The sequence below is a fragment of the Streptomyces phaeofaciens genome (genome assembly GCF_014648915.1).
Classification (GTDB): Bacteria; Actinomycetota; Actinomycetes; order Streptomycetales; family Streptomycetaceae; genus Streptomyces; species Streptomyces phaeofaciens.
Genome location: NZ_BMSA01000001.1, coordinates 711,065 through 736,049 on the forward strand (window position 1 = coordinate 711,065; position 24,985 = coordinate 736,049).

20 protein-coding genes are annotated in these 24,985 nt (G+C 71.6%); 8 read left to right on the forward strand and 12 right to left on the reverse strand.

The features are described 5' to 3' along the window. Nucleotides 1–3: 3 nt before the first annotated feature. Nucleotides 4–2,139, reverse strand: a complete 2,136-nt coding sequence (locus IE275_RS02925) for a DUF4139 domain-containing protein (RefSeq protein ID WP_189707088.1) — start codon at nt 2,137–2,139, stop codon at nt 4–6. A gap of 460 nt (nt 2,140–2,599) precedes the next feature. Between IE275_RS02925 and IE275_RS02930 the strand changes: the two genes are divergently transcribed. From IE275_RS02930 to IE275_RS02940, 3 genes are read left to right on the forward strand one after another with little or no spacing between them, the layout of a single operon-like run. After that, nucleotides 2,600–3,547, forward strand: coding sequence for a M48 family metallopeptidase (locus IE275_RS02930; protein ID WP_189707090.1), 948 nt, complete (start codon nt 2,600–2,602; stop codon nt 3,545–3,547). Between the two features lie 15 nt (nt 3,548–3,562). Continuing rightward, nucleotides 3,563–3,886 (forward strand): CU044_2847 family protein, encoded by a 324-nt coding sequence (locus IE275_RS02935; RefSeq protein WP_189707092.1) that lies wholly within the window; start codon nt 3,563–3,565, stop codon nt 3,884–3,886. Further along, nucleotides 3,879–6,341 carry an nSTAND1 domain-containing NTPase gene (locus IE275_RS02940; protein ID WP_189707094.1) on the forward strand — a complete coding sequence of 821 codons (2,463 nt, stop codon included), beginning with the start codon at nt 3,879–3,881 and terminating at the stop codon, nt 6,339–6,341. Before IE275_RS02935 ends, IE275_RS02940 begins: the two co-directional genes overlap by 8 nt. A 71-nt stretch (nt 6,342–6,412) precedes the next feature. Here the strand turns inward: IE275_RS02940 and IE275_RS02945 are convergent, their stop codons facing one another. From IE275_RS02945 to IE275_RS02960, 4 genes are all read right to left on the reverse strand, one after another. Beyond that, the gene (locus tag IE275_RS02945; RefSeq protein ID WP_189707096.1) at nt 6,413–8,233 is read right to left on the reverse strand and encodes a protein kinase domain-containing protein; all 1,821 of its coding nucleotides are present in this window, start codon (nt 8,231–8,233) and stop codon (nt 6,413–6,415) included. Nucleotides 8,234–8,477: 244 nt separating this feature from the next. Next, nucleotides 8,478–8,714: a hypothetical protein gene (locus IE275_RS02950; protein ID WP_189707098.1), complete on the reverse strand. Its 237-nt coding sequence runs from the start codon at nt 8,712–8,714 to the stop codon at nt 8,478–8,480. Between the two features lie 183 nt (nt 8,715–8,897). After that, a complete protein-coding gene (locus IE275_RS02955; protein WP_189707100.1) occupies nt 8,898–9,662 on the reverse strand; it encodes an AfsR/SARP family transcriptional regulator in 765 nt (254 codons plus the stop codon). 475 nt (nt 9,663–10,137) lie between these two features. Further along, nucleotides 10,138–10,605, reverse strand: a complete 468-nt coding sequence (locus IE275_RS02960; RefSeq protein WP_189707102.1) for a winged helix-turn-helix transcriptional regulator — start codon at nt 10,603–10,605, stop codon at nt 10,138–10,140. 108 nt (nt 10,606–10,713) lie between these two features. Here IE275_RS02960 and IE275_RS02965 point away from each other — a divergent pair, with 108 nt between their 5' ends. After that, nucleotides 10,714–11,214, forward strand: a complete 501-nt coding sequence (locus tag IE275_RS02965) for a PaaI family thioesterase (protein WP_189707104.1) — start codon at nt 10,714–10,716, stop codon at nt 11,212–11,214. A 24-nt stretch (nt 11,215–11,238) separates the two neighbouring features. Here IE275_RS02965 and IE275_RS02970 read toward each other — a convergent pair whose 3' ends face one another. Both IE275_RS02970 and IE275_RS02975 read right to left on the reverse strand, forming a co-directional pair. Continuing rightward, nucleotides 11,239–13,131 (reverse strand): AMP-binding protein, encoded by a 1,893-nt coding sequence (locus IE275_RS02970; protein WP_189707106.1) that lies wholly within the window; start codon nt 13,129–13,131, stop codon nt 11,239–11,241. Nucleotides 13,132–13,556: 425 nt separating this feature from the next. Then, nucleotides 13,557–14,222, reverse strand: a complete 666-nt coding sequence (locus IE275_RS02975) for a hypothetical protein (RefSeq protein ID WP_189707109.1) — start codon at nt 14,220–14,222, stop codon at nt 13,557–13,559. A 292-nt stretch (nt 14,223–14,514) separates the two neighbouring features. On the opposite strand from IE275_RS02975, the gene IE275_RS02980 reads away from it, so the two are divergent. Then, entirely contained in the window at nt 14,515–14,916 is a 402-nt protein-coding gene (locus IE275_RS02980) for a hypothetical protein (RefSeq protein WP_189707111.1), read from the forward strand. 160 nt (nt 14,917–15,076) lie between these two features. Further along, a complete protein-coding gene (locus IE275_RS02985; protein WP_189707113.1) occupies nt 15,077–16,009 on the forward strand; it encodes an anti-sigma factor RsbA family regulatory protein in 933 nt (310 codons plus the stop codon). Between the two features lie 122 nt (nt 16,010–16,131). Here IE275_RS02985 and IE275_RS02990 read toward each other — a convergent pair whose 3' ends face one another. The 3 genes from IE275_RS02990 to mmsA form a co-directional block, all read right to left on the reverse strand. Next, nucleotides 16,132–17,241, reverse strand: coding sequence for a substrate-binding domain-containing protein (locus IE275_RS02990; protein WP_189707115.1), 1,110 nt, complete (start codon nt 17,239–17,241; stop codon nt 16,132–16,134). Nucleotides 17,242–17,467: 226 nt separating this feature from the next. Then, nucleotides 17,468–18,766 (reverse strand): multiple monosaccharide ABC transporter permease, encoded by a 1,299-nt coding sequence (mmsB, locus tag IE275_RS02995; protein WP_189707117.1) that lies wholly within the window; start codon nt 18,764–18,766, stop codon nt 17,468–17,470. After that, nucleotides 18,763–20,313, reverse strand: a complete 1,551-nt coding sequence (mmsA, locus tag IE275_RS03000) for a multiple monosaccharide ABC transporter ATP-binding protein (protein WP_189707119.1) — start codon at nt 20,311–20,313, stop codon at nt 18,763–18,765. Before mmsA ends, mmsB begins: the two co-directional genes overlap by 4 nt. Before the next feature lie 216 nt (nt 20,314–20,529). On the opposite strand from mmsA, the gene IE275_RS03005 reads away from it, so the two are divergent. Together IE275_RS03005 and IE275_RS03010 are read left to right on the forward strand one after the other, a co-directional pair. Continuing rightward, the gene (locus IE275_RS03005) at nt 20,530–21,774 is read left to right on the forward strand and encodes an ROK family transcriptional regulator (protein WP_189707121.1); all 1,245 of its coding nucleotides are present in this window, start codon (nt 20,530–20,532) and stop codon (nt 21,772–21,774) included. Nucleotides 21,775–22,140: 366 nt separating this feature from the next. Further along, a complete protein-coding gene (locus IE275_RS03010; RefSeq protein ID WP_189707123.1) occupies nt 22,141–22,878 on the forward strand; it encodes a DinB family protein in 738 nt (245 codons plus the stop codon). A gap of 36 nt (nt 22,879–22,914) precedes the next feature. On the opposite strand, the gene IE275_RS03015 is transcribed toward IE275_RS03010, so the two are convergent. Then, the gene (locus tag IE275_RS03015; protein WP_189707125.1) at nt 22,915–23,304 is read right to left on the reverse strand and encodes a hypothetical protein; all 390 of its coding nucleotides are present in this window, start codon (nt 23,302–23,304) and stop codon (nt 22,915–22,917) included. Nucleotides 23,305–23,493: 189 nt separating this feature from the next. Further along, on the reverse strand, nt 23,494–24,915 hold the full coding sequence (locus tag IE275_RS03020; RefSeq protein WP_189707127.1) for a lamin tail domain-containing protein: 1,422 nt from the start codon (nt 24,913–24,915) through the stop codon (nt 23,494–23,496). Between the last annotated feature and the right edge of the window lie 70 nt (nt 24,916–24,985).

Here is a 24,985-nt window from a genome sequence, read left to right on the forward strand (position 1 = left end):
GTGTCAGCTCCTGCGGTTGCCGCCGACCAGGGTCTTGGCGGACGGGATACGGATCTCGTAGCCGCCGTCGAGGGCGGTGGTGCCGCCGGCGGGCAGGTCCACCCGCCACAGGCGGGTGCCGGGTGCGTGGTGCTCCGGTTCCGTGTCGTCCGGGGGCGCTGTCCAGTCGGCGCGTTCCGTGATCCGGACGTCGGCGTCGGAGGTGACCGGGACCCGCTCGTGGACCTCGACGGTGACGGGCCCGGCGAGCCCGTTGGCCAGCTCGACGTGGACGCGGTGGTCGAGCACGGTGGTGCTGTTGCGCATCCCCGACGTCGACTCGTGCAGGTTCGTCCGCCGGGTGACCCGGATGCCCTCGGCCGGCCCGAGCCCGACCCGGCGCACACCGCCGGGGGCGAGCGTGGGCAGTGCGGTCGTCAGCAGGAAGTCGTCGCCGACGGTCACCTCCACCGGGCCGGCCAGCAGCGCCTGGCCGGTGGAGTTGGAGAGCACCAGGGTCGCGTACACGGTCTGCTCCACGGACGGCACGCAGAGGTACTCGGTCCGCAGGCCGACCGGGATCTCGCCGACGGTGACGGTGTGCCAGGTGCCGTCCGAGGGAATGTCGGCGCGGGCGACGGCGTCGAAACGGTGGTCGAAGGAACCGGCCGACTCGCGGGGCCGCACGGCGTGTCCGGGCAGCGGCAGCGTCGCCACCGCTTCGGCGCGCCGGCGGTGCTCGGCCGCCACCGGGTCGAAGGGGGTGTCGGGAAACAGCCGGCCCCGGCGACCGTCCTGCTCGTCCGGACCGCTCAGGACGAGCGCGCTGTAGTCGAGTTCGGCGCCGCTCGGCCGCGGCGGACCGACGGGCGGTGCGGGCGGTGCGGCCCCGGCGGAGGCCGCGGGTGCCGGCGGCGGGGGCGGCGCGGCCCGGCCGGGGGCCGCCGGTGCCAGGGCGGCGGGGGCCGCGAGGGGCATGCCGCCGGTCCGCGGCCTGCCGCCGGGCCGGGCGGGCGCCGCGCGATCGCGCGCCGCACCGCCGAAGGCCTCCGGATGTACGCCGCCGGGCTGGGGCAGGACGGGCGCCGCTCCGTACGCCTGGGGCATGGGCGGTGGCGGTGGCGGTACGGGACCGTACGCGGCCCCGTCCCCACCGGATCCGGGACCGTACACGGGCCCGCCCGCGACCGGAGCCGAGCCGGCACCGACCGCCACGGGCACGGCGCCCGTGGCGGGGCGCGGGCGCGGGCCCGCCGCGCCGTAGCCGGCGAACAGGTCGGCCAGACCCGCCGGGGGCTCGCGCCAGCCGGACGGCGTGGGGGCGGGCTGACGGCGTCCGATCCGGATCGAGCGCAGCCTCGGCAGATCGGTGCGGCGGCGCAGATCGGCGGTCGCCAGGGCGATGCGCACGCCCGTCCAGTCCTCCCCGGTGCGCTGGGCGACCGAGGCACGCAGCACCAGGCGTCCACCGCTCTCGCCCTGACGGTGGGTGAGACGGTAGGTCGGCACCCAGACGGCGCCCGGCACCCCGTACTCCAGCTCCACCTCCGCGTCGCCCGTGCCGTCGAGGGTCAGGACCGCCGAGACCGTGGCCGTCAGGTGGGCCTGCGGTGCGTCGGTGGAGGCGCGGGCGAGCCGGTCCTCGGCGACCGAGAGCGCGTGCTCGGCGCGGCTCAGTGCCTCCTCCAGCTCGACGAGACGGGTGTGCAGCCGCTCCAGCCGCGCGTCGACGAACTCGGCGAGCTCCAGCCAGGCGTCGACCGGGGTGCGGCGGTGCGGGTCGTCCCGTCTGCGGGCCGGCGGGACCGGGCGCAGCGCCCCGACCTCCTTGATCAGGCCCGACTGCCGGTCCCGGCGCCCGCGCGCCGCCGCGCACGCGTCGGTCAGCCGCTCCACCTCGTGCCGCAGGGTGTCGGGCACGGACGTGCCGAGCGGTTCGGCCTCGACCTCCACCCGGGCCTCGGTGACGCGCACCCCCGCGGTGCTCGTGACACGCGCCCGCAGGGATCCCGGGTCCATGGAGCGGGGCAGTCCGCTCACCCGCACCCGGCCGTCCGGCGGGACGCTGCCCCGGGCCACGCGGCGGCACAGGGCGCCCTGCGCGTACACCACGACCGAATCGAGGGTCGATCCCCACCGTTGTGCTGTCTCAGCCGTCATGTGCTCCGCCCCCCGGCCGTGTCTGTGCTGAGCGAAGCCTACGCCCGGGGAGCGGCTGGCGGCGGGGCGGCCCGGGGCCACCGGTTCTCCGGGTCCGTCGACGGACGGCGGCGTCCCTTGTGCCGTGGCAGGGGTGAGCGGTGGCCGTCCGCATGCGACGCGATCGCACCGTACACATGGCGGAACTGTCCGATTTCTTATCGGTCCTGACCGCTTCGGGGGAATTCGGCCGGACATCACAATTCCGAAGATAATCTGACAGAAGCTCGGTGATGATCGAGGCATTCACGTGCGGTCCCCGTATTCGGCCGCTCAATTCCCTGCGCGGTTTCCGTCTCTTCCGCCGTCCGCACGCACGCCCGGGGAACGCACCGCACACCTGCCCGGAAGAAGAGGAGTACGGCCGTAGATGAGGAATGACCGGCAGAGGCTGCCCGGGGCGAACGGGGAAGGTTCACGGGTGTCCTTCCCCGGCGTTTCCTTCCGGACCTACGAACACCCGGCGGCCCTCACGGCGTTGATCGCCATGAAGCGCGCCAGGGGATTCGACCTGCTGCTGAAGAAGGTGCACGGGGCCGTGGGCGAGCCCGTCGTCCGCATGCAGCACCTCACGTCCGCCGTACGCGTCGGCCCCCGCCAGTTCCCTAGGCTGCACGGGCTCAAGGAAGAGGCCGCCGGCGTCCTCGACCTCCCGGAAACCCCGGAGCTGTATGTGCGCTCGATGGGGGAGGTGAACGCCTTCGCCGTCGGAATGGACCGGCCCTTTCTCGTGCTGAGTTCCGAACTCGTGGACGTGATGAACGAGGACGAGATCCGCTTCGTCCTCGGCCATGAACTGGGCCATGTCCTGTCCGGCCACGTCCTCTACCAGACGGTGGCACGCATCATCGCGAGCATCGGCCTGGCGTCGTTCCCGGTGGCCGGTCTCGCGCTGGAGGCCGTCGACGCGGCCCTCAAGGACTGGACGCGCAAGTCGGAACTCTCCTGCGACCGGGCCGGACTGCTGGTGGCGCAGGACCTGGACGTCGCCGTCCGCGCGCTGATGAAACTGGTCGTGGGCGCACGCGCCGAGGAGATGAACCCCGCGGAGTTCCTCCAGCAGGCGGCCGAGTTCGAACTCGACGCGACCGGCTGGCGCAATCGTGTCTACAAGCATCTGATGCCCTCGGGAAGTCACCCCATCCTCGTATTGCGGGCCTCGGAGCTGGACCGGTGGGTGCGGCACGGGGACTACGAACGGATCCTGCGGAGCGGCGAGTACGAGATGCGTTCCGAGGACGGGCAGGCCACCTTCCGCGGAGGCCTGCGCGATCACATCCGCGAGATGAAGGACAAGCGTGACCAGAAGGCGGCCGATCGCGCACTGCGCGGCTACGCGCCGCCCGCGCAGCGCGGCAACGACGACTGAGGAAGGCGGAACGACGTGGAGTTCGTCGAAGTCCACACCACGGGTCCTCGCCCGCTCCTGGTCCAGGTCGACGGCGCGGACGCCGTCGTGGAAGCGGGCCGGGCGGCGGACCTGCTGGCGCGTGGCACCGAATCGTTCGAGTCGGCGATGGACGCGGTGCGCGACGCGGCCCGGACCGCCGTCACCCGCGTCCGCGAGCTGTCCCAGCCGCCGCAGGAGGTGACGGTCCAGTTCGCCGTCCAACTGGCCGCCGAGGCCGGGGTGGTCGTCGCGAAGACTGCGGCGACCGCCAACATGAGCATCAGCCTGACCTGGCGGTCGAGCGACCAGCATGAGTGACATCAGATCGTCGATCGTCCGGGTGTGGGACGCGAACGGCCGCGTGGTCGGGGCCGGCTTCCTGGTGGGCGCCCGCCACGTCATCACCTGCGAACACGTGGCGCTGAGAGCGGCCACGGGGAGGGCCGGTGGCCCGCCGCGCCCGGGGTCCGGCCCTTCCGCACGCCCGGCCCCGGCATCGGCTGCTCCGGCATCGGCCGCCCCCGCACCGGCCGACCCATCGCCGACTGAGCCGGTAGCGACGGGCCCGGTAGCGACCGGCCCGGTACCGGCCGACCCGATACGGACCGACCCCGTACCGACCGCCCCCGTACAGATCGACTTCCCCTTCCTGGACGTCCCGGGGCCGCCGCTCCGCGCCCGGTTGCGGCGGCTGGGTTCCGCCCGGCTGCGCGGCCTCGATGTCATGGGGCTCGTCCTGGAGGAGGACCCGCCGGCCGGCGCCGTACCCGCGCGGCTCAGCATGGCCGAGTCCCCCTGGGGCCGGCGGTTCCGGACGGCGGGCTTTCCCACCGGCCGCGATCACGGCGAGTACGCGACCGGCCGCGTCCGTGACCTGGTCGACGGCGACTGGCTCCAGATCGAGGCCGAGCACCGGACCGGAGCCCGGGTCCGGCAGGGCTACAGCGGAAGCCCGCTGTGGAACGACGACCTGGGCGCAGCGACCGGCATGGTCGTGGCCGCGGACCGCGAGGACCGGGACCGCATCGCCTACGCGATCCCGGCAGCCCTGCTCGTCGAGGCCTGGTCCGAGGTCCTTCAGGCGCGCTCCGTTCCTCCCTGCCCGTACCGCGGCCTCAGCGCCTTCGACGAGGGCAGCGCGGCCCACTTCCACGGCCGCGAGGACATCGTCCACCGACTGGTGCGGCGGGCCGAGGAGTTTCCCGTCACCGCGCTCGTCTCGCCGTCCGGCACGGGCAAGTCGTCGGTGCTGGCCGCCGGGGTACTGCCGGCCGTGCGGGCGAACGGCTCCTGGCTCCCGCTGCGGATGCGGCCAGGTCGTGATCCGATCGCGAGCCTGTCGTTCGCCGTCGCCAACGCGATGGAGGCCCATCCGGACGCCGCCCGCTGGACGAAGACCCCTTCGGAGGTCGTCGCGGCGCTGCGCGAGCAGTCCTTCGCCGATCTCGCGCACCAGCTCCTCCAGCAGTCGGGACGGCGACGACTGCTGCTCGTCGTCGACCAGTTCGAGGAACTGCTCACGCTGTGCCGGGACGCGGCGGTGCGGGACGGCTTCATCGAGATCGTCGCCGAGGCCGCACGCCGGGGCGGCGGCGCGCACCGACCGGTGACGGTACTGCTGGCGTTGCGTGCCGACCGCGAGCAGGAGGCCGTCGGCAGGTCGAAAGCGCTCGGACTGCTCCTGGGATCGAACGCCGTCCGGCTCGACCCCCTGAACGACGAGGCGCTGCGGCAGGCCCTCGAACGGCCCGCCGCGGCCCACGCGGTCGCCTTCGAGCCCGGCCTGGTGGACCGCATCCTCACCGACCTGAGGGGCCGAGGCGGCGCCCTGCCGCTGCTCGAGTTCCTCCTGCTCCTGCTGTGGGAACAGCAGGAGGACCGGACCCTGACCTGGTCGGCGTATCACCGGCTCGGTGGTGTCGGCGGCGCACTCACGCGCTACGCCGACACCATGTACGACCACCTCACCGGCCAGGAGGCCCGCAGCGCGCGCAGGGTGCTGCTGCAACTGGTCGGCCTGGCCGAGGGGTCGGCGGACACCCGTCGTCCGCTCCTGGAACGCGAGGTGCGCCCCGGCGACTGGGCACTCGTCCAGCGGTTGGCGGACGAGCGGTTGCTGTGCCTCGACCGCAACGAGAAGGGCGAGGAGGTCGCCGAACTGGTCCACGAGTCGCTGGCCTGGAACTGGGACCGCCTGCACCTGTGGATCACGGACGCGGACCGTCGCCTCAAGGAGTCGGACCGCAGAGCCGACCGGATCGGAAGGCGCTTCAGCATCGGTGCCGGAGCGGCCAACCTCCTGCCGCCGCCGATGGACGCGATCATGGTCGGGGCCACCTTCGCCCGCATGGGCCAGCAGATGGCCAAGGCGTACGACGTCGAGATCAGCTGGCAGGTGCTGCGCACCGCCGGGATCGCGATGGCGGAGGGCATCGCGGCGGTCGCGGGTGCCATGTGGGGCGGAACGGCACTGCTGAAGGCCGTCCCCACGATGAGCGTGTGGGTGGCGCTGCTGATCCAGCCGCCCCTCGTCGCGGCGATCGCCTACTCCGTGGCGACCACATGGAAGTACTACTTCCATGTGGTCTGCGCGGGAGGTCGGGGTCCCGACAACGCCGAGCTGCGCGAGTTCGTCACCATCGCGCTGCGCGGCCGGCTGCACCAGGCCAGAACCAAGTCGCCGTCCAGCACCGCGAAGTGGCGCAGCGCCCCGGGGCCGGCCAGGACCCCGAGGCCTGACGAGTCCCCGAGGCCCGAGGACCCGGAGACCTGACGACACCGGGACACAGAGACACAGAGACACCGGGCGCCTCGGTGGACGACCGTTCCGTGCGCGGACGTCCGCTACTCGGCCGTGACGAACCGGAGGCGGCGGCGGGCGCGGGACGGGGCGTTCCGGCGGGCGCGGATCTCCTGGACGACGGCGATCAGTACGACCACGCCCCAGCCGATCGAGAACGTGCCGACCTGGTCCCCGGAGCCGAAGGCCAGCCAGCCGACGCCCAGGCCGCCCAGGGTCAGGCCGCAGGCCGCGGCGAGCGGCGAGAGACGCCGGCGGCTCAGCGCCCGGACCAGGCAGAGCGCGCCGAGCGCCAGCACCGGAGCGGCGAGGATCTCGATGTTGTCGTGCGCCGTGTAGTCGTAGTCGACCTCGGCCGACGCGGGCGTGTACCCCCCGCTGTAGTCGTCCTCGAAGAGCCGGTAGCCGGAGCTGTCGGACTCCAGCTCGTAGTAGTCGCCGTAGGTGGAGTCGTAGTGGTAGAGGGTGCCGAAGTCGGACTCCGACACGTAGTCGTAGTCGTAGTCGTCGACCGCGCCGCCGATCGCGACGCTCGCGATGACCAGGGCCCCGGCCCCCCACCACAGGAGGGTCGAGGTGAGGGGAAGCCAGCGGAACAGGGCGAGCCCGAGCACGGCGGTCACCACCCACACACCGATGTAGGCGTCGGAGGAGTCCTCGTAGGCGTCCTGGTAGCCGAGGCTGACCACCCCGGAGACGACGATGCCCAGCAGGGCGACCATCCTGCCGGTGGACAGCGCGAAGCGCCGCCGGCCCGGCCGGGCGTCGCCGCTCGCGGGTGCGGCCCCGGGCGGCGGCGGTGTCCGGCTGTCGCCGGTGGCACCGGGACCGGCCGCGTCGACCGGCTTGGCAGGTGGCGGGACGACGGGCCGGGGCGGTGTCGGCGCGGTGCGCGTCTCCTGCTGGGCCAGCGCCGTGTGCCCGGGGCCCGGCGTGGGCTCGACTGCCGCGCGGGCGGGCGGTACGCCGGGCGCGGGCGGCGTGACCGGGGCCGGGGCGCCGGCCGGGGTGGCGGCGGGAGCGGCCGCCGGAGCGCTCAGCGCGGCGAGGGTCGTCGCCAGCGCGTCCCGCAGCTCCGCCGCGCTGCCCCACCGCTGCTCGCGCTCCTTCGCCAGCGCCCGCAGCACGAGGTCGTCCACCACGGCCGGGATCTGCGGGCGCAGCCGGGACGGGGCGACCGGCTCCTGGCTGATGTGCTGGTGCATCACCGCGAAGGGGGAGTCGCCGACGAACGGCGGGCGCCCGGTGAGCAGTTCGTACAGCAGGCAGCCCGTGGAGTACTGGTCGGAGCGGCCGTCCACCGGCTTCCCGGTGAGCTGCTCGGGGGAGAGGTAGGCGGGCGTGCCCACCGTCATTCCCGTGGCGGTGAGGCGGGTGGTGGTCTCCGCGACGACCTTGGCGATCCCGAAGTCGAGGACCTTGATGCCGCCCTCGGAGGTCAGCATGACGTTGGAGGGCTTGATGTCGCGGTGGATGAGGCCCTGCGCATGGCTGTGGGCGAGCGCGTCGGCGACGTCCCTGCCGACCGCCAACGCCCGTTCGACCGTGAACGGGCCGTCGGCCAGCACATCGGTCAGGGTGCGTCCCTCGATGAACTCCATGACCAGGAACGGCGTCGTCTCGCCGTCCGTGGTGTCCTCGCCGACGTCGTGCAGCACCGCGACGTTGCGGTGGTTGAGCGAGGCGACGGTGCGCGCCTCCCGGCGGAACCGGATCCGGAACTCCTCGTGCCGGGTGAGTTCCGGCGGCAGCACCTTCACCGCGACCGTGCGGCCCAGCTCCCGGTCCGTGGCGCGCCAGACCTCCCCCATTCCGCCGCGCCCGACCGCCTCGGCCAGTTCGTATCTCTCCGCGAGCACCCGCATGGTTCTGCCCCCCTGGGCACATAGGGCAGCCCGACAACAGCTCGGCTGCCCGAAGTCTCCGAACAGCGGCAGGCGGACGGGCGGCACACCCGGACCTCCCCGGTACCGGTGCGCCGTCCGCTCAGCCGCCCGCCCACCATACTGGCGAAAATCCGCTCAGGGGATATTCCGTATCTTTCCGTACAAATGTGCGCCTTTTGTGCGCCCTTCACCACCGGTCCCGGGGCTTTTCTGTCGAGGGTGATCAGCGCGTCCAGGGCCCGTCCTGGCCGGATTCACCCTCCAGGACGCGGCGGGCCGCCTCGGCCTCGGCGGCCGGCGGGGACAGCTCGTCGAGGGTGTCGAGTGCGGTGTCCGTCTCCAGTTCGCGTTCCCAGGCCGCGGCGAGCCGCTCCTGTTCCTCGCGGGGCCGGGCACCGACGGCATCCCGGTGCTCGGGGTCCAGAGCCGTCAGGAATCGTTCGACCGCGTCCTTCGGCATGCCGTGCTCCTCGTCGCTGGGAAGGGTGCCGTTCCCGGCCCAGCATGGCGAACCGCGCCCGCACCGGCCCCTCGACACGGCCCGGTGGCCCCCCTGATGGCCCCTCGGGGGCACCCTCGGTGAGCGTGCTGCCGCCGGTCGCCTTGCGGTGGCCACGGAGGCGCCGTGACCGGCCCGGCGCCGTCACCGATGCGTGGCCGCCCCCGGCCGGCGACCGGCCGCGACCCGCCGTCCGGCGAGCGCCGTCAGTTGCTCGGAAGGGGGCACGCCCAGTTCCGTGCCGAGCAGGTTGCGGAACCACTCGTAGTGCCGGACGGCGTCGACGGTGTTCCCCTCCGACAGGTGCACCGCGATGACCGCCCTGCTGGCGCTCTCCCGCAGGGGTTCGAGACGCACGGCCTCGAAGGCCAGGTCCATCGCCCCGGCGTGCCGCCCCTTCGCGGCCATCCGGTAGGCCCCCGCCTCCAGGGCGTGCAGCCGGAGTTGACGGGTGCGCTCCTGGTCGAGCAGCACCCAGTCGTCGTACCACCCGGGCAGCAGGTCGCCGTTGAGCAGCCAGGCGTAGCCGTCGTCGTCCGGGACCTGCGGCTGCCGGCCGTCGGGCGGCTGGAGGACGCGCCGGATGCGGGCGGTGAACTCCCGGTTGTCGACGAACGTCTCCCGCGCCAGGCGGACGTGTATGCCCTGGGCCACCACCAGACCCGGTACGGCCCGGTTCACCCGCCACACGGCGGTCCTCAGGCTGGCCCCCGACCTCTCCTCGGAGGCCTGTGGCCACAGCGTGGCCGCGGCCACGGATCGACTGGCGCCGATCCGCAGCGCGAGAAAGGCGACGAGCCGCTGCCCGCTCGGCGGCAGGGCGACGGTACGGGCGCCGCGCTGCACGGCGAACCCGTCCAGCAGCCGGACGGCGATCTCGGACAGGGCGGCATCACTCGGTGCGGACATCGACTTCCTTACGCAGGGTGACGTTGCCGGGCGACTGGATCGCGGAGGGGCGAGCCGGGCCGGCAAGGACGATCGCGGATGACGGTCGGCACTCAGGGGCGCTGTTCTCCGAGGCGGGTACCGGGACTTACAGTCGCGGAATTCCCGTACCGGGGCAATATGCCCGCCGGGGCGCTCGGGGGCGGATCCGGGGCGGGCGGGAGACCGGCCCCGATGGGTCGAGCACGGGGGGTTTCAACCGTGACGCGACGTGTTCGGAGGGAGAGCCGGGCGGGGGAGAGGTGCGACGCGTCCGCGGGGCCGCCCGGGGCAGGAGTCGTCCACCGGGGTGACCGGGCCCCGTGGTCTCGGACCATGCCCGAGAACTCGGCGGCCCGCTTCTACGACGCGCCGGCGTCCCCGGGGTGTCCTCGACCCGCGACGGCGGGGCCGGGGCCGCCTCGGTGTCGCGCGGGCCGCGGGCCTTCCGCCGGGCTCAGGACCGGAGGCGGGCGTCCGGTCCCGGCCGGGCCGTGACGTCCCGGGGGGTGAGGGCGGTGTGTTCCGTGGTGCACTCGACGACGACGCGGACCGGGGCGCCGCAGTCCGTGTGGTGCACGTCCAGCACGGGGCCCGTGGTGCCGAGGGTGTACGCCTCGCCCCACTGGCCCAGTGCCATCAGGACGGGCCACAGGTCCCAGCCCTTGCGGGTCAGCCGGTACTCGTTGCGGGAGCGGCTGCCCGGATCCTGGTAGGGGACGGTCCGCAGGATGCCGGCCGAGGTCAGCTTCCGGAGGCGGTTGCTGAGGACGGCCTCCGACAGGCCGATGTGGCGGTGGAAGTCGTCGAAGCGGCGCACCCCGTTGACGGCGTCGCGCAGGATCAGCAACGTCCATCTGTCCCCGATCACGTCGAGCGTGCGCTGGACGGGACAGTTCTCCGTACTCGCCTCGAGCCACTCCATCCGGCCATCGTAGAGCGCCTGGCTTCGCCATTGACAGTCAGACGGGCACACGGCTAGCTTCACTTGAAAAAGTCAGAGGGAAACGATCAGAGGGAAGGGCGCCGGGCCGTGGGGCGAACACGTACGTATCAATGGGACGATCCCGAGATCCTGGCGGAGGCCGCCGGGCGCATGGCCGGCATCGACTTCCTGCGCGAGCTGCGGGCCGGACGGCTGCCGGGACCGCCCGTCAGCCACACCCTCGACTTCACCCTGGACGAGGTCGAGCCCGGCAGGGCGGTCTTCACCCTGACGCCGGGCGAGGAGCACTACAACCCGATCGGCAGCGTGCACGGCGGTATCTTCGCCACCCTGCTCGACTCGGCGGCGGGCTGCGCCGTCCAGTCCACCCTCCCGCAGGGCATGGCGTACACCTCGCTCGACCTGACCGTGAAGTTCCTGCGGCGGATCACCGTGGACACGGGCCCGGTGCGCGCCATCGGCACGGTCGTCAACCAGGGTCGTCAAACCGCCCTCGCCCAGGCGCAGTTGGTCGATGCGAAGGACCGCCTGCTCGCCCATGCCACCAGCAGCTGCATGCTCTTCCCGGTGCCCACCCCTCAGGGCTGACGCGGCCCCGGGGCGGTGCTCCGCTCAGCCCGCCGTGCCCGACGCTCGGCGGAGAACCGGCCGCAGGGCCTCGATGACGCCGGGGTCGTCCACCGTGGAGGGGATCGGCTCGTCGTGCCCGTCGGCGATGCCGCGCATCGTCTTGCGCAGGATCTTTCCCGAGCGGGTCTTCGGCAGGGCGGCCACCACCGCGACGTCCTTGAGCGAGGCGACGGCCCCGATGCGCTCGCGCACGAGCCGGACCAGTTCCGCCTCGACCTCGCCCGGATCACGGCCGGTGCCCGCCTTCAGGACCACGAACCCGCGCGGTACCTGTCCCTTCAGGGCGTCGGCGACGCCGATGACGGCGCATTCGGCGACATCGGGGTGGGCGGCCAGGGTCTCCTCCATGCTGCCGGTGGACAACCGGTGCCCGGCGACGTTGATGACGTCGTCGGTGCGGCCCATGACGAACACGTAGCCGTCGTCGTCGATGTGTCCGCTGTCGCCGGTGAGGTAGTAGCCGTCGTAGGCGGAGAGATACGACTCGACATAGCGGTCGTCGTCGTTCCAGAGGGTGGGCAGCGCGCCGGGCGGCAGGGGGAGCCTGACGACGATCGCACCGTCGACGCCCGCGGGCACCGGCTCGCCCGAGGCGTCGAAGACACGGACGTCCCAGCCCGGCAGCGGGCGGGTGGGGGAGCCGGGTTTGACCGGTGCCGCCTCGATACCGACCGGGTTGGCGACGATGGGCCAGCCGGTCTCGGTCTGCCACCAGTGGTCGATCACCGGGATGTCCAGGAGAGCGCTCGCCCACTGGTAGGTCTCGGGGTCGAGGCGCTCGCCCGCGAGGAAGAGATAGCGCAGGCCGGACAGGTCGTGGTCCGCGGTGAGCGAGCCCTTCGGGTCCTCCTTCCGGATGGCCCTGAAGGCGGTGGGCGCCGTGAACATGGTCTTGACCCGGTACTCGGCGGCGACCCGCCAGAACTGGCCCGCGTCCGGTGTGCCGACCGGCTTGCCCTCGTAGAGGACCGTCGTCGCCCCGGCCAGCAGCGGCCCGTAGACGATGTACGAGTGCCCGACGACCCAGCCGACATCGGAGCCGGTGAACATCGTCTCGCCCGGACCCACGTCGTACACGGCGCCCATCGACCAGTGCAGGGCCACCGCGTAACCGCCGCAGTCACGCACGACACCCTTGGGCTTCCCGGTCGTTCCGGACGTGTAGAGGATGTAGAGCGGGTCCGTGGCGGGGACGGGGACACAGCCGGCCGGTGACGCGGCGGCGACCAGGTCCGCCCAGTCGAGATCGTCGGGCCCCAACTCGGCCCGTTCCTGGGGGCGTTGCAGGATCACCCGCTTCTCCGGCCGGTGGGCGGCGAGTTCGATCGCCCGGTCGAGCAGCGGCTTGTACGCGATGACGCGCTTGCCCTCGATGCCGCAGGAGGCGGAGACGACCACCTTGGGGGCGGCGTCGTCGATACGGACCGCGAGTTCGTGCGGGGCGAACCCGCCGAAGACGACCGAGTGGACCGCGCCGATGCGTGCGCAGGCCAGCATCGCGATCGCGGCCTCGGGGACCATCGGCATGTAGACGACCACCCGGTCGCCGCGCCCCACGCCGAGGCCCGCGAGCGCCCCGGCGAACGCCGCGACCTCGTCCCTGAGCTGCGTGTAGGTGTAGGTGCGCCGGGTGCCGGTCACGGGGGAGTCATGGATGAGGGCGGGCTGCTCGCCCCGGCCGGCTTCGATGTGCCGGTCGATCGCGTTGAAACAGACGTTCAGCCGCCCGTCGGGGAACCAGTGGTAGAAGGGCGCGCCCGAGGAGTCCAGGGCCCGCCGTGGAGCGACATCCCAGTCGATGCCCTCCGCCGCCTTCAGCCAGAAGGTCTCCGGGGCTTCGGTGCTGGAGCGGAAGACATCCTCGTAGATTCCCATCGCGCACTCCTTCGTGGCATCCAGGGGCCGGGGCGTGGCGGCGTACGGCGCATGTCGGACGAGTACCCATGATGGCCGACGAGGCCGGCTTGGCGCCGAAGGACATGCCCATGCCCATGTCGCGCGGTGAGCTCGTCGTCACCGCGGGCCCGATCCTGCCGACCTTCGGTCCGGGCCGCACCGACCGGCGGCGATACGCCCCCGTGGCCGGACTCGGGCGGAACGGTGACGGGCAGGTGTGCCTCATGGGTCCGGAGCAGCGCGGACCCCGCCGCCTCCCCCGGGCTGCCCGCCTCGTTCCTGTGCCGCGACCCGCAGCCGCCGGGGGATCGCCGGGGCGGTACGGGACGGGATGAGCGGGCATGGTGGGCAGCCGGCGCGGCACGACACTCGATCGCGGCTCTCCGGGGTGGTGGCCCGTGACGTCAGGCGGAAGGCTGCGGGGCCTGCTCGCCGTCCGCGGCCGGTCCGGTGGCGTCGGTGGTGGTGTAGAAGACGGAGGTGCCCTGCTTGGTGCGCTGGGCCTGGTTCTTGGCCACGAGGCCTTCGAGGGTCGTACGGACCACGGTCGTCTTGACCGCGCGCTCGGGGTGTTGCTGCTCCAGCGTGGCGGTGATCTCGGCGGCGGAGCGGGGCTCGCTCTGACCCACCAGGTGTTCGCGAACGAGTTCGACGAGTGTGCGCTGGGCCGCCGGTGCGGCCGAGGCCTTGGCGGCGCTCTTCCCGGCCGTCCGCTTCGCGGGCGTGGCCGTCGTCTTCCTGGCCTTCGTCTGCTTGGCGGACTTGGCGGTGGTGGCCGCCTTCTTGCGCGGCGCGGGCACCGCCGCGACGGGCTCGGCCGCGGGCGCGGCGACGGGTTCGGCGACGGGCTCGGCAGCGGGTTCGACGGCGTCCGCTGCCGTGACACCGAGAGCCTGCCGGATGTTCACCAGGACCGCGTGGTCGTTCCCGAGGGCGGTCAACTGCTCTTGCAGTGCTTCGATTTCGTCGGTGAGGCGTTGCTGCTCCTTGAGGTTGCGCTCGAGGTCGTTCGCCACCTGTGAGCTGTACTGGGAGGTCAACTCGGAGGTTTTGACGGTTGTTTCGGACATGGTGCCCACACCCTTTCCCGGGTCCCGCAGCCGCCGGGCACAGGGCCCGCAGCGTATGCGAAATCTAATTGCCTGAGCTTTCCTGCCTGGTGTCGCGTGAGCGGCAGTAGTTACTGTCGCACAGGCGTGATGTAGCGATAGTACGGAAGGCAGGCGCATTGTTCTCCGCCCCACGACTGAAATTCCGCCGCAGGTGCCCGGCCCCTCGTGCTTTTCCCCGGCGCCCGGGGGTAATTCGACGGGGCCGGGTCGAGCGGGACGGATCTGTCACGATCGTCGAAAGCATGGGGCCATGAACTCGGATCAGCCGGTGCCGCGTGAGCTGAAGGTCCTGGACACGGCTTCCCTGCTGGAGGTGGAGGAGCGAGCCTGCCGGCTCGGTCTCCGTCAGCGGCTGGACCCGGCATGGTTGCGGACGAATGCGGCGCCCGAAGGAACGCACCACGTGTGGCCGGTCTTGTGGCACAACCTGTCCCATCGCCCCGATGTTCCCCGGCAGTTGCGGTGCGAGCTACTGATCTCGCTCCGTACCGGAGAGCGGGTGCGGAGTCTGTTGGACGTTCTGCCCGATGACTTCACCGCTCTGCCGAAAGCGACCTCGCGTGATGAAGGCATACGGGCCGGCCGACTTCTGGACGATGCCCGCACCGTCAGGGAATGGCTGGGCGGTGACGGTGCTGTGGGTCACCTGTGAGAGCGGCGCGGGGGCGAAGTCGCCGGGTAGCCTGGCGAGATGACGGGGTGCGAGGGGCGAGAGGAACGGGCGAGGGGCTCGTCGACGTCGTGTGCGGCCCCGTCGGCGGGTTCCTTGCAGGTGTCGCCGCTGCGCGACCGTCCGCCGACGTGGTGACGCGATGACGTCACCTGCCGGCGCCGAGGCGTTCGCGCATCCTGCCCTGTTCTACCGCGGCGAGCAGGAGTATCTGGACGGCACCGTCCCGTTCGTCCGGGAAGGGCTGGAGGGCGGTGAGCCCGTGGCCGTCGCGGTTCCCGGCCCCGCACTGGACGTCCTCAAGGACGCTCTCGGCGCGGACGCATCGGCCGTGCACTTCGTCGACATGACCGTGGCGGGCCGCAATCCGGGCCGGATCATCCCGAACGTTCTGCGTGCCTTCACGGACCGGCACCGCGGCACACCCGTACGCATCATCGGAGAGCCGATCTGGCCCGGCCGCAGCAGCCTGGAGTACCCGGCCTGCGTACAGCACGAGGCGCTGATCAACCCCGCCTTCGAGGGGCGCGACGTGACGATCCTCTGTCCGTACGACGCCGACCGGCTCGACGAGCGGGTGCTCACCGACGCGTACGCCACACATCCGGTGATCCTCTCCGGCGGCGGCGGGCGTCCGAGCCCCTCCTACGCGCCCGAGAAGATCGTGGCGGCGTACAACCGGCCTCTGCCGTCGCCGCCCGCGTCGGCCGAGCGCACTCGCTTCGGTGCGCGGGAACTGTCCGACGTCCGGCATCGAGCGGTCGCCCGGGCCGCGCGGCTGGGGCTTTCCGACGGCCGTCTGGGGGACTTCGCCCTGGCGGTGGCGGAGCTGACCACCAACAGCGTGCTGCACGGCGGCGGTTCCGGCACCCTGCGCATCTGGTCCGAGGACTCCCAGGTGGTCTGCGAGGTTCGTGACCGGGGGTATCTGAGCGACCCCTTGGCCGGCCGCCGCCCACCCGCCGGTGGCCGGCCGGGCGGCCGAGGGCTGATGCTGGTCCATTCCGTGGCCGACCTGGTGCGCATCCACACCGGACCGGGAAGCACGGCCGTTCGCTTCTATCTGGGGCCCTGAACCGGTCTGTCCGAGGCCCTGAAGTCGTCCGATCACTCCTTGTGCCGTCCGTTGCCCGGGCGTGCGAACGCCCTCGCCCGCCCCGGAGCGTTCTTCGGGGCGGGCGAGGGCGGAGGCCGGTGCTACTTGGTGAGCGGCGCCAGCTTGGGGTCGTTCGCGTAGGCCTCGGCCGCGTTCTCCTTCGTCACGATGACGGGCGGGAGGAGGTAGGACGGGACGACCTTCTTGCCGTTGTCGTACGACTTGGTGTCGTTGATGGTCGGCTTGTCGCCCTTCTGGACGGACTTGACCATGTTGATGGTCTCCGCGACGAGCTTGCGGGTGTCCTTGTTGATGGTCGAGTACTGCTCGCCGGCCATGATCGACTTGACCGACTCGACCTCGGAGTCCTGACCGGTGACGACCGGGACCGCCTTGCCGGCGCCCTTCACCGAGGTGAGGATCGCGCGGGCGAGGGTGTCGTTCGGGGACAGCACACCGTCGAGGGTCTTCTTGCCGCCGTAGGCGGAGGTCAGCAGCGAGTCCATGCGCTGCTGGGCGTTCTCGGCCTTCCAGCCCTGGGTCGCGGTCTGCTTGATGTCGGTCTGCCCCGATCCGACAACGATGTCGCCCTTGTCGATGAGGGGCTTGAGCACCTCCATCGCGCCGTCGAAGAACACCTTCGAGTTGTTGTCGTCCGGCGAGCCGGAGAACAGCTCGATCGTCCACGGGCCCTTGGCCTTCTTGGCCTTCATGCCGTCGATGAGGGCCTGGCCCTGGAGCTGGCCGACCTTGAAGTTGTCGAACGCGATGTAGTAGTCGACGTCCTTGGTGTTGGTGATCAGGCGGTCGTAGGCGATGACGGTGGCGCCCGCCTCCTTGGCCTGCGACACCTGGGTGGCGAGCTGCGAGGCGTCGGTCGCGCCGATGACGATGACCTTCGCGCCCTTGGTCACCATGGAGGAGATCTGCGCCTGCTGGTCGGCGACCGTGGTCGAGGCGCCCGCGTACTGGACGTCGGCCTTGAAGCCCGCGTCCTTCAGACCGTCGGAGAACAGGTCACCGGCGAGCACCCAGTTCTCGGAGGTCTTGGCCGGCAGGGCGACACCGATCAGGGAGTCCTTCGCGAAGCCCTTGCCGTCGGCGCTGTCGCTGCTGGTGGAGCCTTCGCGTTCGTTGGAGCAGGCCGTGCCCAGGGTGAGCAGGGCGGCGGCGCCGACGGCGGCGATGCTTCTGATGACGAGTCTGCGCATGGTGGAGGTGAACCCTTCGTGTGGTGCTGGTTTCCGGAACGTGCTGCGCCGTCGAGCGCGGCGAAGGCGGTGCGGGTGCGACCGCCGGACCGTGAGCCGATGCCCGGTGGTGCCGGGGGAGACCGGACACCCGGTCGTCAGGGGACCGGGTGCCCGGTCGTCGGGGGGAGGGAGGAAGTGAGGTGGCCGGAGTGCGGGGCCGTCGGTCGGTGAGCGGACCCGGTGGTCAGCCCGCGACCTTGGCCTTGTCGGCGTCGGAGGCCGGGGCCGGCGGTGCGGCCGGTTCCGCCGGGTCGTCCCGCCGGAACGGACGTGTCAGCGTTCCGATGATCGAGAAGCGCCCCTGGCTCTTGTTGTAGACGTCGAAGGCGACGGCGAGCAGGAGGACCAGGCCCTTGATGATCTGGACCATGTCGGAGCCGACGCCCTCCAGCTGGAGGCCGTTGTTGAGCAGTGCCATGACCAGACCGCCGACGATCGAGCCGCTGACGGTGCCGAGGCCGCCGGAGACCGCCGCGCCGCCGATGAAGACGGCCGCGATGGCGTCCAGCTCCCAGCTCAGCCCGTCCTGCGGGCCGGAGGCCGAGGACCGGGCCACGAAGATCATGCCGGCCAGCGCGGCCAGTACCGACATGTTCATCATGACGAGGAAGTTGACGCGCTTGAGCTTCACACCGGACAGTTCGGCGGCGCGTGCGTTGCCGCCGACGGCATAGATGTGCCGGCCGCCGATGGTGTTGCGGGTGTAGTGCGAGTACGCGATGACCAGCACGATCAGGATGATGCCGGAGATCGGCAGGCTGGTGCCGATCCGGCCGCCGGCGAAGCGGAGCGTCGCGAAGACGATGACGCCGAGCATGACGGCCAGGCGGATGCCGGTGACCCACAGCGGCGCCACGTCGGCGTTCATCTCACGGCGGGTCTGCCGCGCCTTCCACTCGCGCCACACCACGCCCGCGCAGGCGGCCGCACCGAGCAGCAGCGTCAGGTTGTTGTACCCGGTGTCGGGCCCCACCTCGGGCAGGAAGCCCGCGCCGATCTTGCGGAAGCCCTCGGGCACCGGAACCGTGTCGGCGTTGCCGATGTACTGGTTGCCGCCGCGGAACAGCAGCATCCCGGCGAGCGTCACGATGAAGGCCGGCACACCGATGTAGGCGACCCAGAAGCCCTGCCAGGCGCCGATCAGCACGCCGACGAGCAGGCCGAGCACGATGCCGAGGGGCCAGGGGAGCGAGTACTCCTCCATCGCCTTGGCGACGACGATGCCGGTGAACGCGGCGACGGAGCCGACCGACAGGTCGATGTGCCCGGCGACGATCACCATCAGCATGCCGATGGCCAGGATCAGGATGTACGAGTACTGGCTGACGACCGCGATGAGGTTGCCGGAGGTGAGCGTCAGGCCGTCGGTCCAGATCTGGAACAACAGGACGATCGCCACCAGGGTGGAGATCATGCCGAACTGGCGGGCGTTGGAGGCCGTGCCCCCGAAGAGGTTCTTCTGCAGATCAGTTATACGGCTCATGGTGTCGGGCTCTTCTTGGTAGCGGTCATCTGCTTCATCAGGAGTTCCGGCTCGGCGTCGGCGCGCGCCACATCGCCGGTGATGGTGCCCTCGAACACCGTGTAGATGCGGTCGCACAGGCCGATCAGTTCGGGCAGCTCGGAGGAGATGACGATGACTCCCTTGCCCTGGGCGACGAGCCGCTGGATGATCCCGTAGATCTCGAACTTGGCGCCCACGTCGATGCCGCGCGTCGGCTCGTCGAGGATCAGCAGGTCAGGGTCGGTGAACATCCACTTCGCCAGGACGACCTTCTGCTGGTTGCCGCCGGAGAGCTTGACGACGCCCTCGTCGACGCCGGGGGTCTTGATCCGCAGGCTCTGGCGGTACTCCTCGGCCACCTGGTGCTCGCGCACCGGGTCGATGACGCGGCGCCGGGCGATCTTCGACAGCTTGGCGGCCACCATCGACGTCTTGATGTCGTCGAGGAGGTTGAGACCGATCGACTTACGGTCCTCGCTGACATAGGCGAGTCCGTGCCGGATGGCGTCCGACACCGTCTTGAGCTGGATCTCCTCGCCGTCCTTGAACACCTGTCCGGACAACCAGGTGCCGTAGGAGCGGCCGAAGAGGCTCATCGCGAGTTCGGTGCGGCCCGCGCCCATGAGTCCCGCGAAGCCGACGATCTCGCCGCGGCGGACGTGGAACTCCGACCCCTTGCACACCAGCCGCTCGTCCGAACTGGGATGCCGCACCGTCCAGTCGCGGACCTCGAAGAAGACCTCGCCGATGTCGGGCGTGTGGTCGGGGAAGCGGCTGTCGAGCTCACGGCCGACCATGCCCCGCACGATGCGGTCCTCGTTGACGCCGTCGGCCCGCACATCGAGGCTCTCGATGGTGCGGCCGTCGCGCAGGATCGTGATGGTGTCGGCGACCGCCTCGATCTCGTTCAGCTTGTGCGAGATGATGATCGAGGTCACGCCCCGCTCGCGGAAGCCGCGCAGCAGGTCGAGCAGGTGCTGGGAGTCGTCCTCGTTGAGGGCCGCGGTCGGCTCGTCGAGGATCAGCAGCTTGACGTCCTTCGCGAACGCCTTGGCGATCTCGACGAGTTGCTGCTTCCCGACGCCGATGTCCTTGATCAGGGTGTCCGGGTCCTCACGGAGCCCGACCTCCTCCATCAGCTCGACGGCGCGGCGCTGGGCCGTCTTCCAGTCGATGGCGCCGCGCCGGCGCGGTTCGTTGCCGAGGAAGAGGTTCTCGGTGATCGACATGCCGGGCACCAGGGCCAGTTCCTGGTGGATGATCACGATGCCGGCCTGCTCGCTGGCCCGGATGTCGCCGAACCGGACCTGCTCGCCCCGGTAGACGATGTCGCCGGTGTAGCTGCCGTGCGGGTGCACGCCGCTCAGCACCTTCATGAGGGTGGACTTGCCGGCGCCGTTCTCGCCGCAGATCGCGTGGATCTCGCCCTCCCGCACGGCGAGGTTGACCTCGGCGAGCGCGGTGACGCCGGGGAAGGTCTTGGTGATCGACCGCATCTCCAGCAGGGTCGTGGCGGTGGGACTCATGAGCGGGGCTCCCCACCGCCGGGAACGCGCCGTGGCGCCCCCGACCCCTCGGGCCTGCGGCATTGCATGGACATCAACTTGCCTCCGATGGCACTGCCCCGTGCCTTCGTGTCCGGGGTGTTTCGTCTGCGGGTCCGGACACTAAATCCATTTGTTTTACTAAGTCAATGGGCCGTGAAGGATATGTTGGCGGGGGGCGACGAGAGAGGACCGCGCGTGCGGCAGGCAGGAACGAACCTTCCCAAGGTCGGGCGATACAACCGGGCTGTTGTCCTGGACCAGATCCAGCTGGCCGACGGCATCAGCCGGGTCGAGATCGCCCAGCACACCGGCCTCACCCCGCAGAGCGTCTCGGGCATCGTCCGCCGCCTGCTCGACGAGGGCATCGTGCGGGAGGACGGCGCGAGCAGGGGCTTCAGCGGCGGGAAGCCCCGCACCACCCTGCGACTCAACGCCGAGGCCGGCAGCGCGGTCGGCCTGCACTACGATCCCGTGGAGCTCAGCTGCACCGTTGTCGACCTGCTCGGCCGGCCGCTGGTCGTCAAGCGACGCCCCACGCACCCCGGCACCGACCCGGCCGAGGTCGTGAAGTCCATGGCCGAACTGGTCGCCGACGTGCTGGCCGAGACGGGTGTCGCCCGTGACAAGATCCTCGGGCTGGGCCTCGCCACGCCCGGTCCCGTCGACCTCAAGCAGGGCACGATCGTCGGCGCGCCCCAGCTCGCCCACTGGACGCGCGTACCGGTGCAGCTCATGCTGAGCGAGGCGACCGGCCTGCCGGTGACCCTCGACAACGACGCCACCGCCGCCGCGGTCGGCGAGCGCTGGTCGGGCGCGGGCAGGGGCGTGGCGGACTTCGCCTACTTCTTCTTCGGCACCGGCATCGGTGGTGGCCTCATCCTCAACAACCAGGTGTACCGGGGCGGTTCACTCAACGCGGGCGAGTTCGGGCACTCCTCGGTGCTGCCGGACGGCCCGGAGTGCTACTGCGGCAACCGGGGCTGCCTGGAGCGGCTCGTCAACCCCACGGCGATCGTCGCCGAGGTGCACCGTAGGCTGGCCGCGGGACCGCCCGCCGACAGCGTGCTGGCGCGGGCCTTCGCCCAGGATCCCGACACGGTCGATCATGCCGCCATCCGGGTGGCCGCGGCGGCCGGCGATCCGGTCGCGGCGGCGGTCGTCGACGAGGCCGCGGAGCACGTCGCCTCGGTCGCGGTCAACATCGCGAACTTCATCGACGTGGACCTGATCGTCCTGGGCGGCCACGGCATCCAGGGCGTCGAGTCGCGCTACGTCGACGTCGTCGCCGCCGCCCTGGCGAGCCGCCCCCTGTCCCGCCACATCCGGGTCGTCGGGGTCGAGGCGTCCCCGCTCGGCACGGACGCGGCGGTGGTGGGCAGCGCGGCACTCGTCCTCCACGCCACGTACTCCCCGCAGCTGTCGGCTCTGCTGGCGGAGTGACTGCGGGCCGAGGCACGCCGGCCGGCTCGGCGTGCCCGCGCCGGCGGAGCAACGGGCCGACGGGGGAGGGCCGTTGACCATGTCCGCCGTCGCCACCTTCGACCGGGCGGCTTCGGCCAGGATCGGCGGCCGCGTGGCCCGCCCGGCCGAAGGTGACGACCGGGCCGACCGCGGCGAGTGAGGACACCGCCGCCAGGAGACGGTGACGATGTCGGCGCCGGGCAGGCCGAGTTCGGGACGGCGTATGCCCCCTGACGGGGTGTGAGGACCCTGTTGCCCGCAAAATCGTTCGCCCGTCATGGTGCGAGCCGTTAGGCTCCGGCCGCGAAACAGGCGTGCGACACGCGACCGTCGAGGAGAGCCGGCATGGAGATCCCGAACGTGCGGACCGACCGTCTGGGCCTGCTGATCGACCAGTTCGACCGCGCCAGAGAGATGGCCCAGGTCCGGCTGGCAGGCCTCGGCGACGAGGAGTATCTGTGGGAGCCCGTGCCCGGCTGCTGGTCGATCCGGCGCCGGGGCGAGGAGACGACGCCCAGGGCGTTCGGGCCGGGCGCGTGGCTGCTCGACCAAGGCGCCCCGGAGATCCCGGCGAACGAGTACGACGAGGTCGCCCGGCAGGCCGCCGGCGGGATGACCGTCGCCAAGATCGCCGATGACTGGAGCGTGAGCGTCGAGCGCGTCGAACAGATCCTCGCCCACACCGGCCCACTGCCGCCCGACGACGCCCCGTTCACCACCCTCGCGTGGCGGCTGGGGCACCTGCACTTCTGCTTCGCGGGCCAATGGGAGTGGGCCTTCGGCGAGCGACGGCAGGACCCGAAGCTGCTGGTCGACTTCAGCCCCTTCGCCGCCGTGGCGACCGAGCGGTTCTGGACGTCGATGGACCGCTGGCGGGACAGCGTCGCCGCCATGACCGACGAGCAGCTCGACACGGTCGGCTTCTCGCAGTACCCGTACGGCTCCGACGCCGACGAACCGTTCATCAGCGTGCTGTGGGGATCCATCCTCGAGTTCATCCACCACATGGCCGAGATCGCCCTCCTCCGCGACCTGTGGCGGGCACGCTTCGCGGGCGAGAAGGAGCAGCGGCTCTCGCCGTGACCGGCGATCCCACGACCCGTCGCCCGCGCCGGGCGGTCAGGCAGGGATGAAGCCCGGCCACCACGGCGGGACATTGCCGCGGCACAGGGGGTCGGGGTAGGAGTCCGGCATGCCGAGCCAGGTCACCACGAACCAGGTGAAGCACACGGTGACGACGAGCCCCGCCGCCACCGCCGAGCCCCGGTGGTGCCTGCCGAGAGTGCCGTACAGGACGACCCAGGGAACGGCCGCGGCGACCCAGATGACAGGGGCGAGGAAGAGCAACGTCATGGAGTTCGCCGCTGCGTTGACCCCGACGTCGCACGCGGCCCATGCCCTGCCGATGGCCATGACGGAGACCACCGAGGAGAACGCCCCGAACAGGGCGCCGAACCGGATCCCCCTGGACCAGGGCCTCGGAGGGCTGGTCGGCCCCGCTTCCGTCATCGCCGCACTCCCGTCGTCGGAGAGCAGGGCACACGCGCGCGGCACGGCCCGGCTCACGCAAGCCGAACCGCCTTGCACCGTCATGTGGAGCGCATCGTGTCACGGGAGCGGACGAGCCGCCTGCCACGCCGTCGGGTCCGGGCACCAGGTGGGGTGCCGGTGGCTTTCTGTGCCCGGACCGGACGGGTCTCAGCAGCTGAGGGTTCCCCTGCGCAGCGCGTGGCCGCCGTCGTTGCTGTCGTCGGACCAGTAGACGGGCTTGGAGCCGGCGACGCATTCGTCGGCACCGGCCAGGGAGAATCCCTCGTTGTTGTAGTCGGGCATGCCGGCGGGCCGGTTGTGGACGGCGGTGGTGACGAAGGCGCCGGCGGTGCCGACCTGGAGGGTGCGGTGCTGTCCGTCGCACGTGTCGTCGCAGACGGCCCACAGACGAGAGGCCTGCGGCTCCCACTGGAGTTCCATGACGCCGCTCATGCCGCTGCCGAGGGAGGCGACACGGGTGAAGGCGCCCGAGTCCTGGAGGACGTAGCCGTAGACCATGCCGGTGCCCTCGACGCCCACGAAGAACACTCCGCCGCTGTGGGCGCCGTAGCGGGCCGGGTCGTAGACCGCGTTCGTCGAGGCGTCCTTGAAGGCGGCGCCGGTCAGGTACGTGTCGGGAATCCAGGTGATGGCCTCGACACCGAGGTTGGAGCCCACGGCCGGCAGGTCGGAGGTGAGGTTCCACTCCTTGGCGGCGGTCAGCGTGGACCCCGTGCCGCTCACGTCGTACTTCAGGACGGACAGCCGGCTGGTGCCGGAGGCGTCGCCGTTGCGCTCGCTGCCGACGAACACCCCGCCCGCGGAGCCGGCGCCGGTGAGGGTGACGCCCTCGCCGTCGGGGGTGCCGGAGCCGCCCGGGAAGCGCAGCGTCCTGCCGGAGGCCCAGCCGTTGCCGCTGTCCGGTGTCCAGCCGCCGGAGCCGTCCCGGACCAGACGCCACAGCTTGCCGCTGTTCTGGGCGCCCCACATCACGCTGCCCTCCTGGTAGAGGCCGCTGAGGTCCTCACCGAAGACGTTGGAGGCGTCGGCGGTCGTGACGGAGCTGCCGCCCGGCCACGCCACCGGCGTCGTGGTGCCCCCGCTTCCGCTTCCGCAGTTGTTGGGGGCGCCGAGGGTCAGGGCAGCCGCCTTGAACGAGCCGGTGCCGTCGGGGCAGCGCGACCAGGAGGGGTCGGAGTGCTTGCTCCAGGTGAAGCTGTCGACGAGGGTCTTGCCGTCGGCCAGGTACAGGCGCGCTTTGTCGCCGGACCCCAGGCCGAACGCGCCGTGCACGTCGAAGGCGCGGAACGCTCCGGGCGCCATCGTGGCCCCGGAAGGGATCTTGTACGTCGAGTCGTCCTTGTCGTCCTTGAGGATCCAGCCCGAGACGTCGATGGTGGCGGCGCCCTTGTTGTACAGCTCGATGGAGTCGTCGACGTCGCCGGTGGTCACCACCTCGTTGATGCGGATGTCGTCGGCGGGGGCCGCGTGGGCGGGGGCGGCGGTGACGGCACCGACGGCCAGCGCCGATCCGGCGACGAGGGAGAGGGCAAGTTCACGGCGCCGACGGCGGCCGGTCGATGCGGTCACGATGTCCGTCCTGGGGTTGTCACGACAGGGCGGCACGACGCTCCCGGTGCCGGCCGAACGAGAGTCCTCG

Coding starts and splice junctions, on each gene's coding strand:
- IE275_RS02950 (WP_189707098.1), bottom strand. CDS start 8,714: ATGCCGAAGGACGCGGTCGAACGATTCCTGACGGCTCTGGACCCCGAG.
- IE275_RS02925 (WP_189707088.1), bottom strand. CDS start 2,139: ATGACGGCTGAGACAGCACAACGGTGGGGATCGACCCTCGATTCGGTC.
- mmsA (WP_189707119.1), bottom strand. CDS start 20,313: ATGAGTCCCACCGCCACGACCCTGCTGGAGATGCGGTCGATCACCAAG.
- IE275_RS02960 (WP_189707102.1), bottom strand. CDS start 10,605: ATGGAGTGGCTCGAGGCGAGTACGGAGAACTGTCCCGTCCAGCGCACG.
- IE275_RS02945 (WP_189707096.1), bottom strand. CDS start 8,233: ATGCGGGTGCTCGCGGAGAGATACGAACTGGCCGAGGCGGTCGGGCGC.
- IE275_RS02990 (WP_189707115.1), bottom strand. CDS start 17,241: ATGCGCAGACTCGTCATCAGAAGCATCGCCGCCGTCGGCGCCGCCGCC.
- IE275_RS02975 (WP_189707109.1), bottom strand. CDS start 14,222: ATGTCCGAAACAACCGTCAAAACCTCCGAGTTGACCTCCCAGTACAGC.
- IE275_RS03010 (WP_189707123.1), top strand. CDS start 22,141: ATGGAGATCCCGAACGTGCGGACCGACCGTCTGGGCCTGCTGATCGAC.
- IE275_RS02955 (WP_189707100.1), bottom strand. CDS start 9,662: ATGTCCGCACCGAGTGATGCCGCCCTGTCCGAGATCGCCGTCCGGCTG.
- IE275_RS02985 (WP_189707113.1), top strand. CDS start 15,077: ATGACGTCACCTGCCGGCGCCGAGGCGTTCGCGCATCCTGCCCTGTTC.
- IE275_RS03015 (WP_189707125.1), bottom strand. CDS start 23,304: ATGACGGAAGCGGGGCCGACCAGCCCTCCGAGGCCCTGGTCCAGGGGG.
- IE275_RS02980 (WP_189707111.1), top strand. CDS start 14,515: ATGAACTCGGATCAGCCGGTGCCGCGTGAGCTGAAGGTCCTGGACACG.
- IE275_RS02940 (WP_189707094.1), top strand. CDS start 3,879: ATGAGTGACATCAGATCGTCGATCGTCCGGGTGTGGGACGCGAACGGC.
- mmsB (WP_189707117.1), bottom strand. CDS start 18,766: ATGAGCCGTATAACTGATCTGCAGAAGAACCTCTTCGGGGGCACGGCC.
- IE275_RS02970 (WP_189707106.1), bottom strand. CDS start 13,131: ATGGGAATCTACGAGGATGTCTTCCGCTCCAGCACCGAAGCCCCGGAG.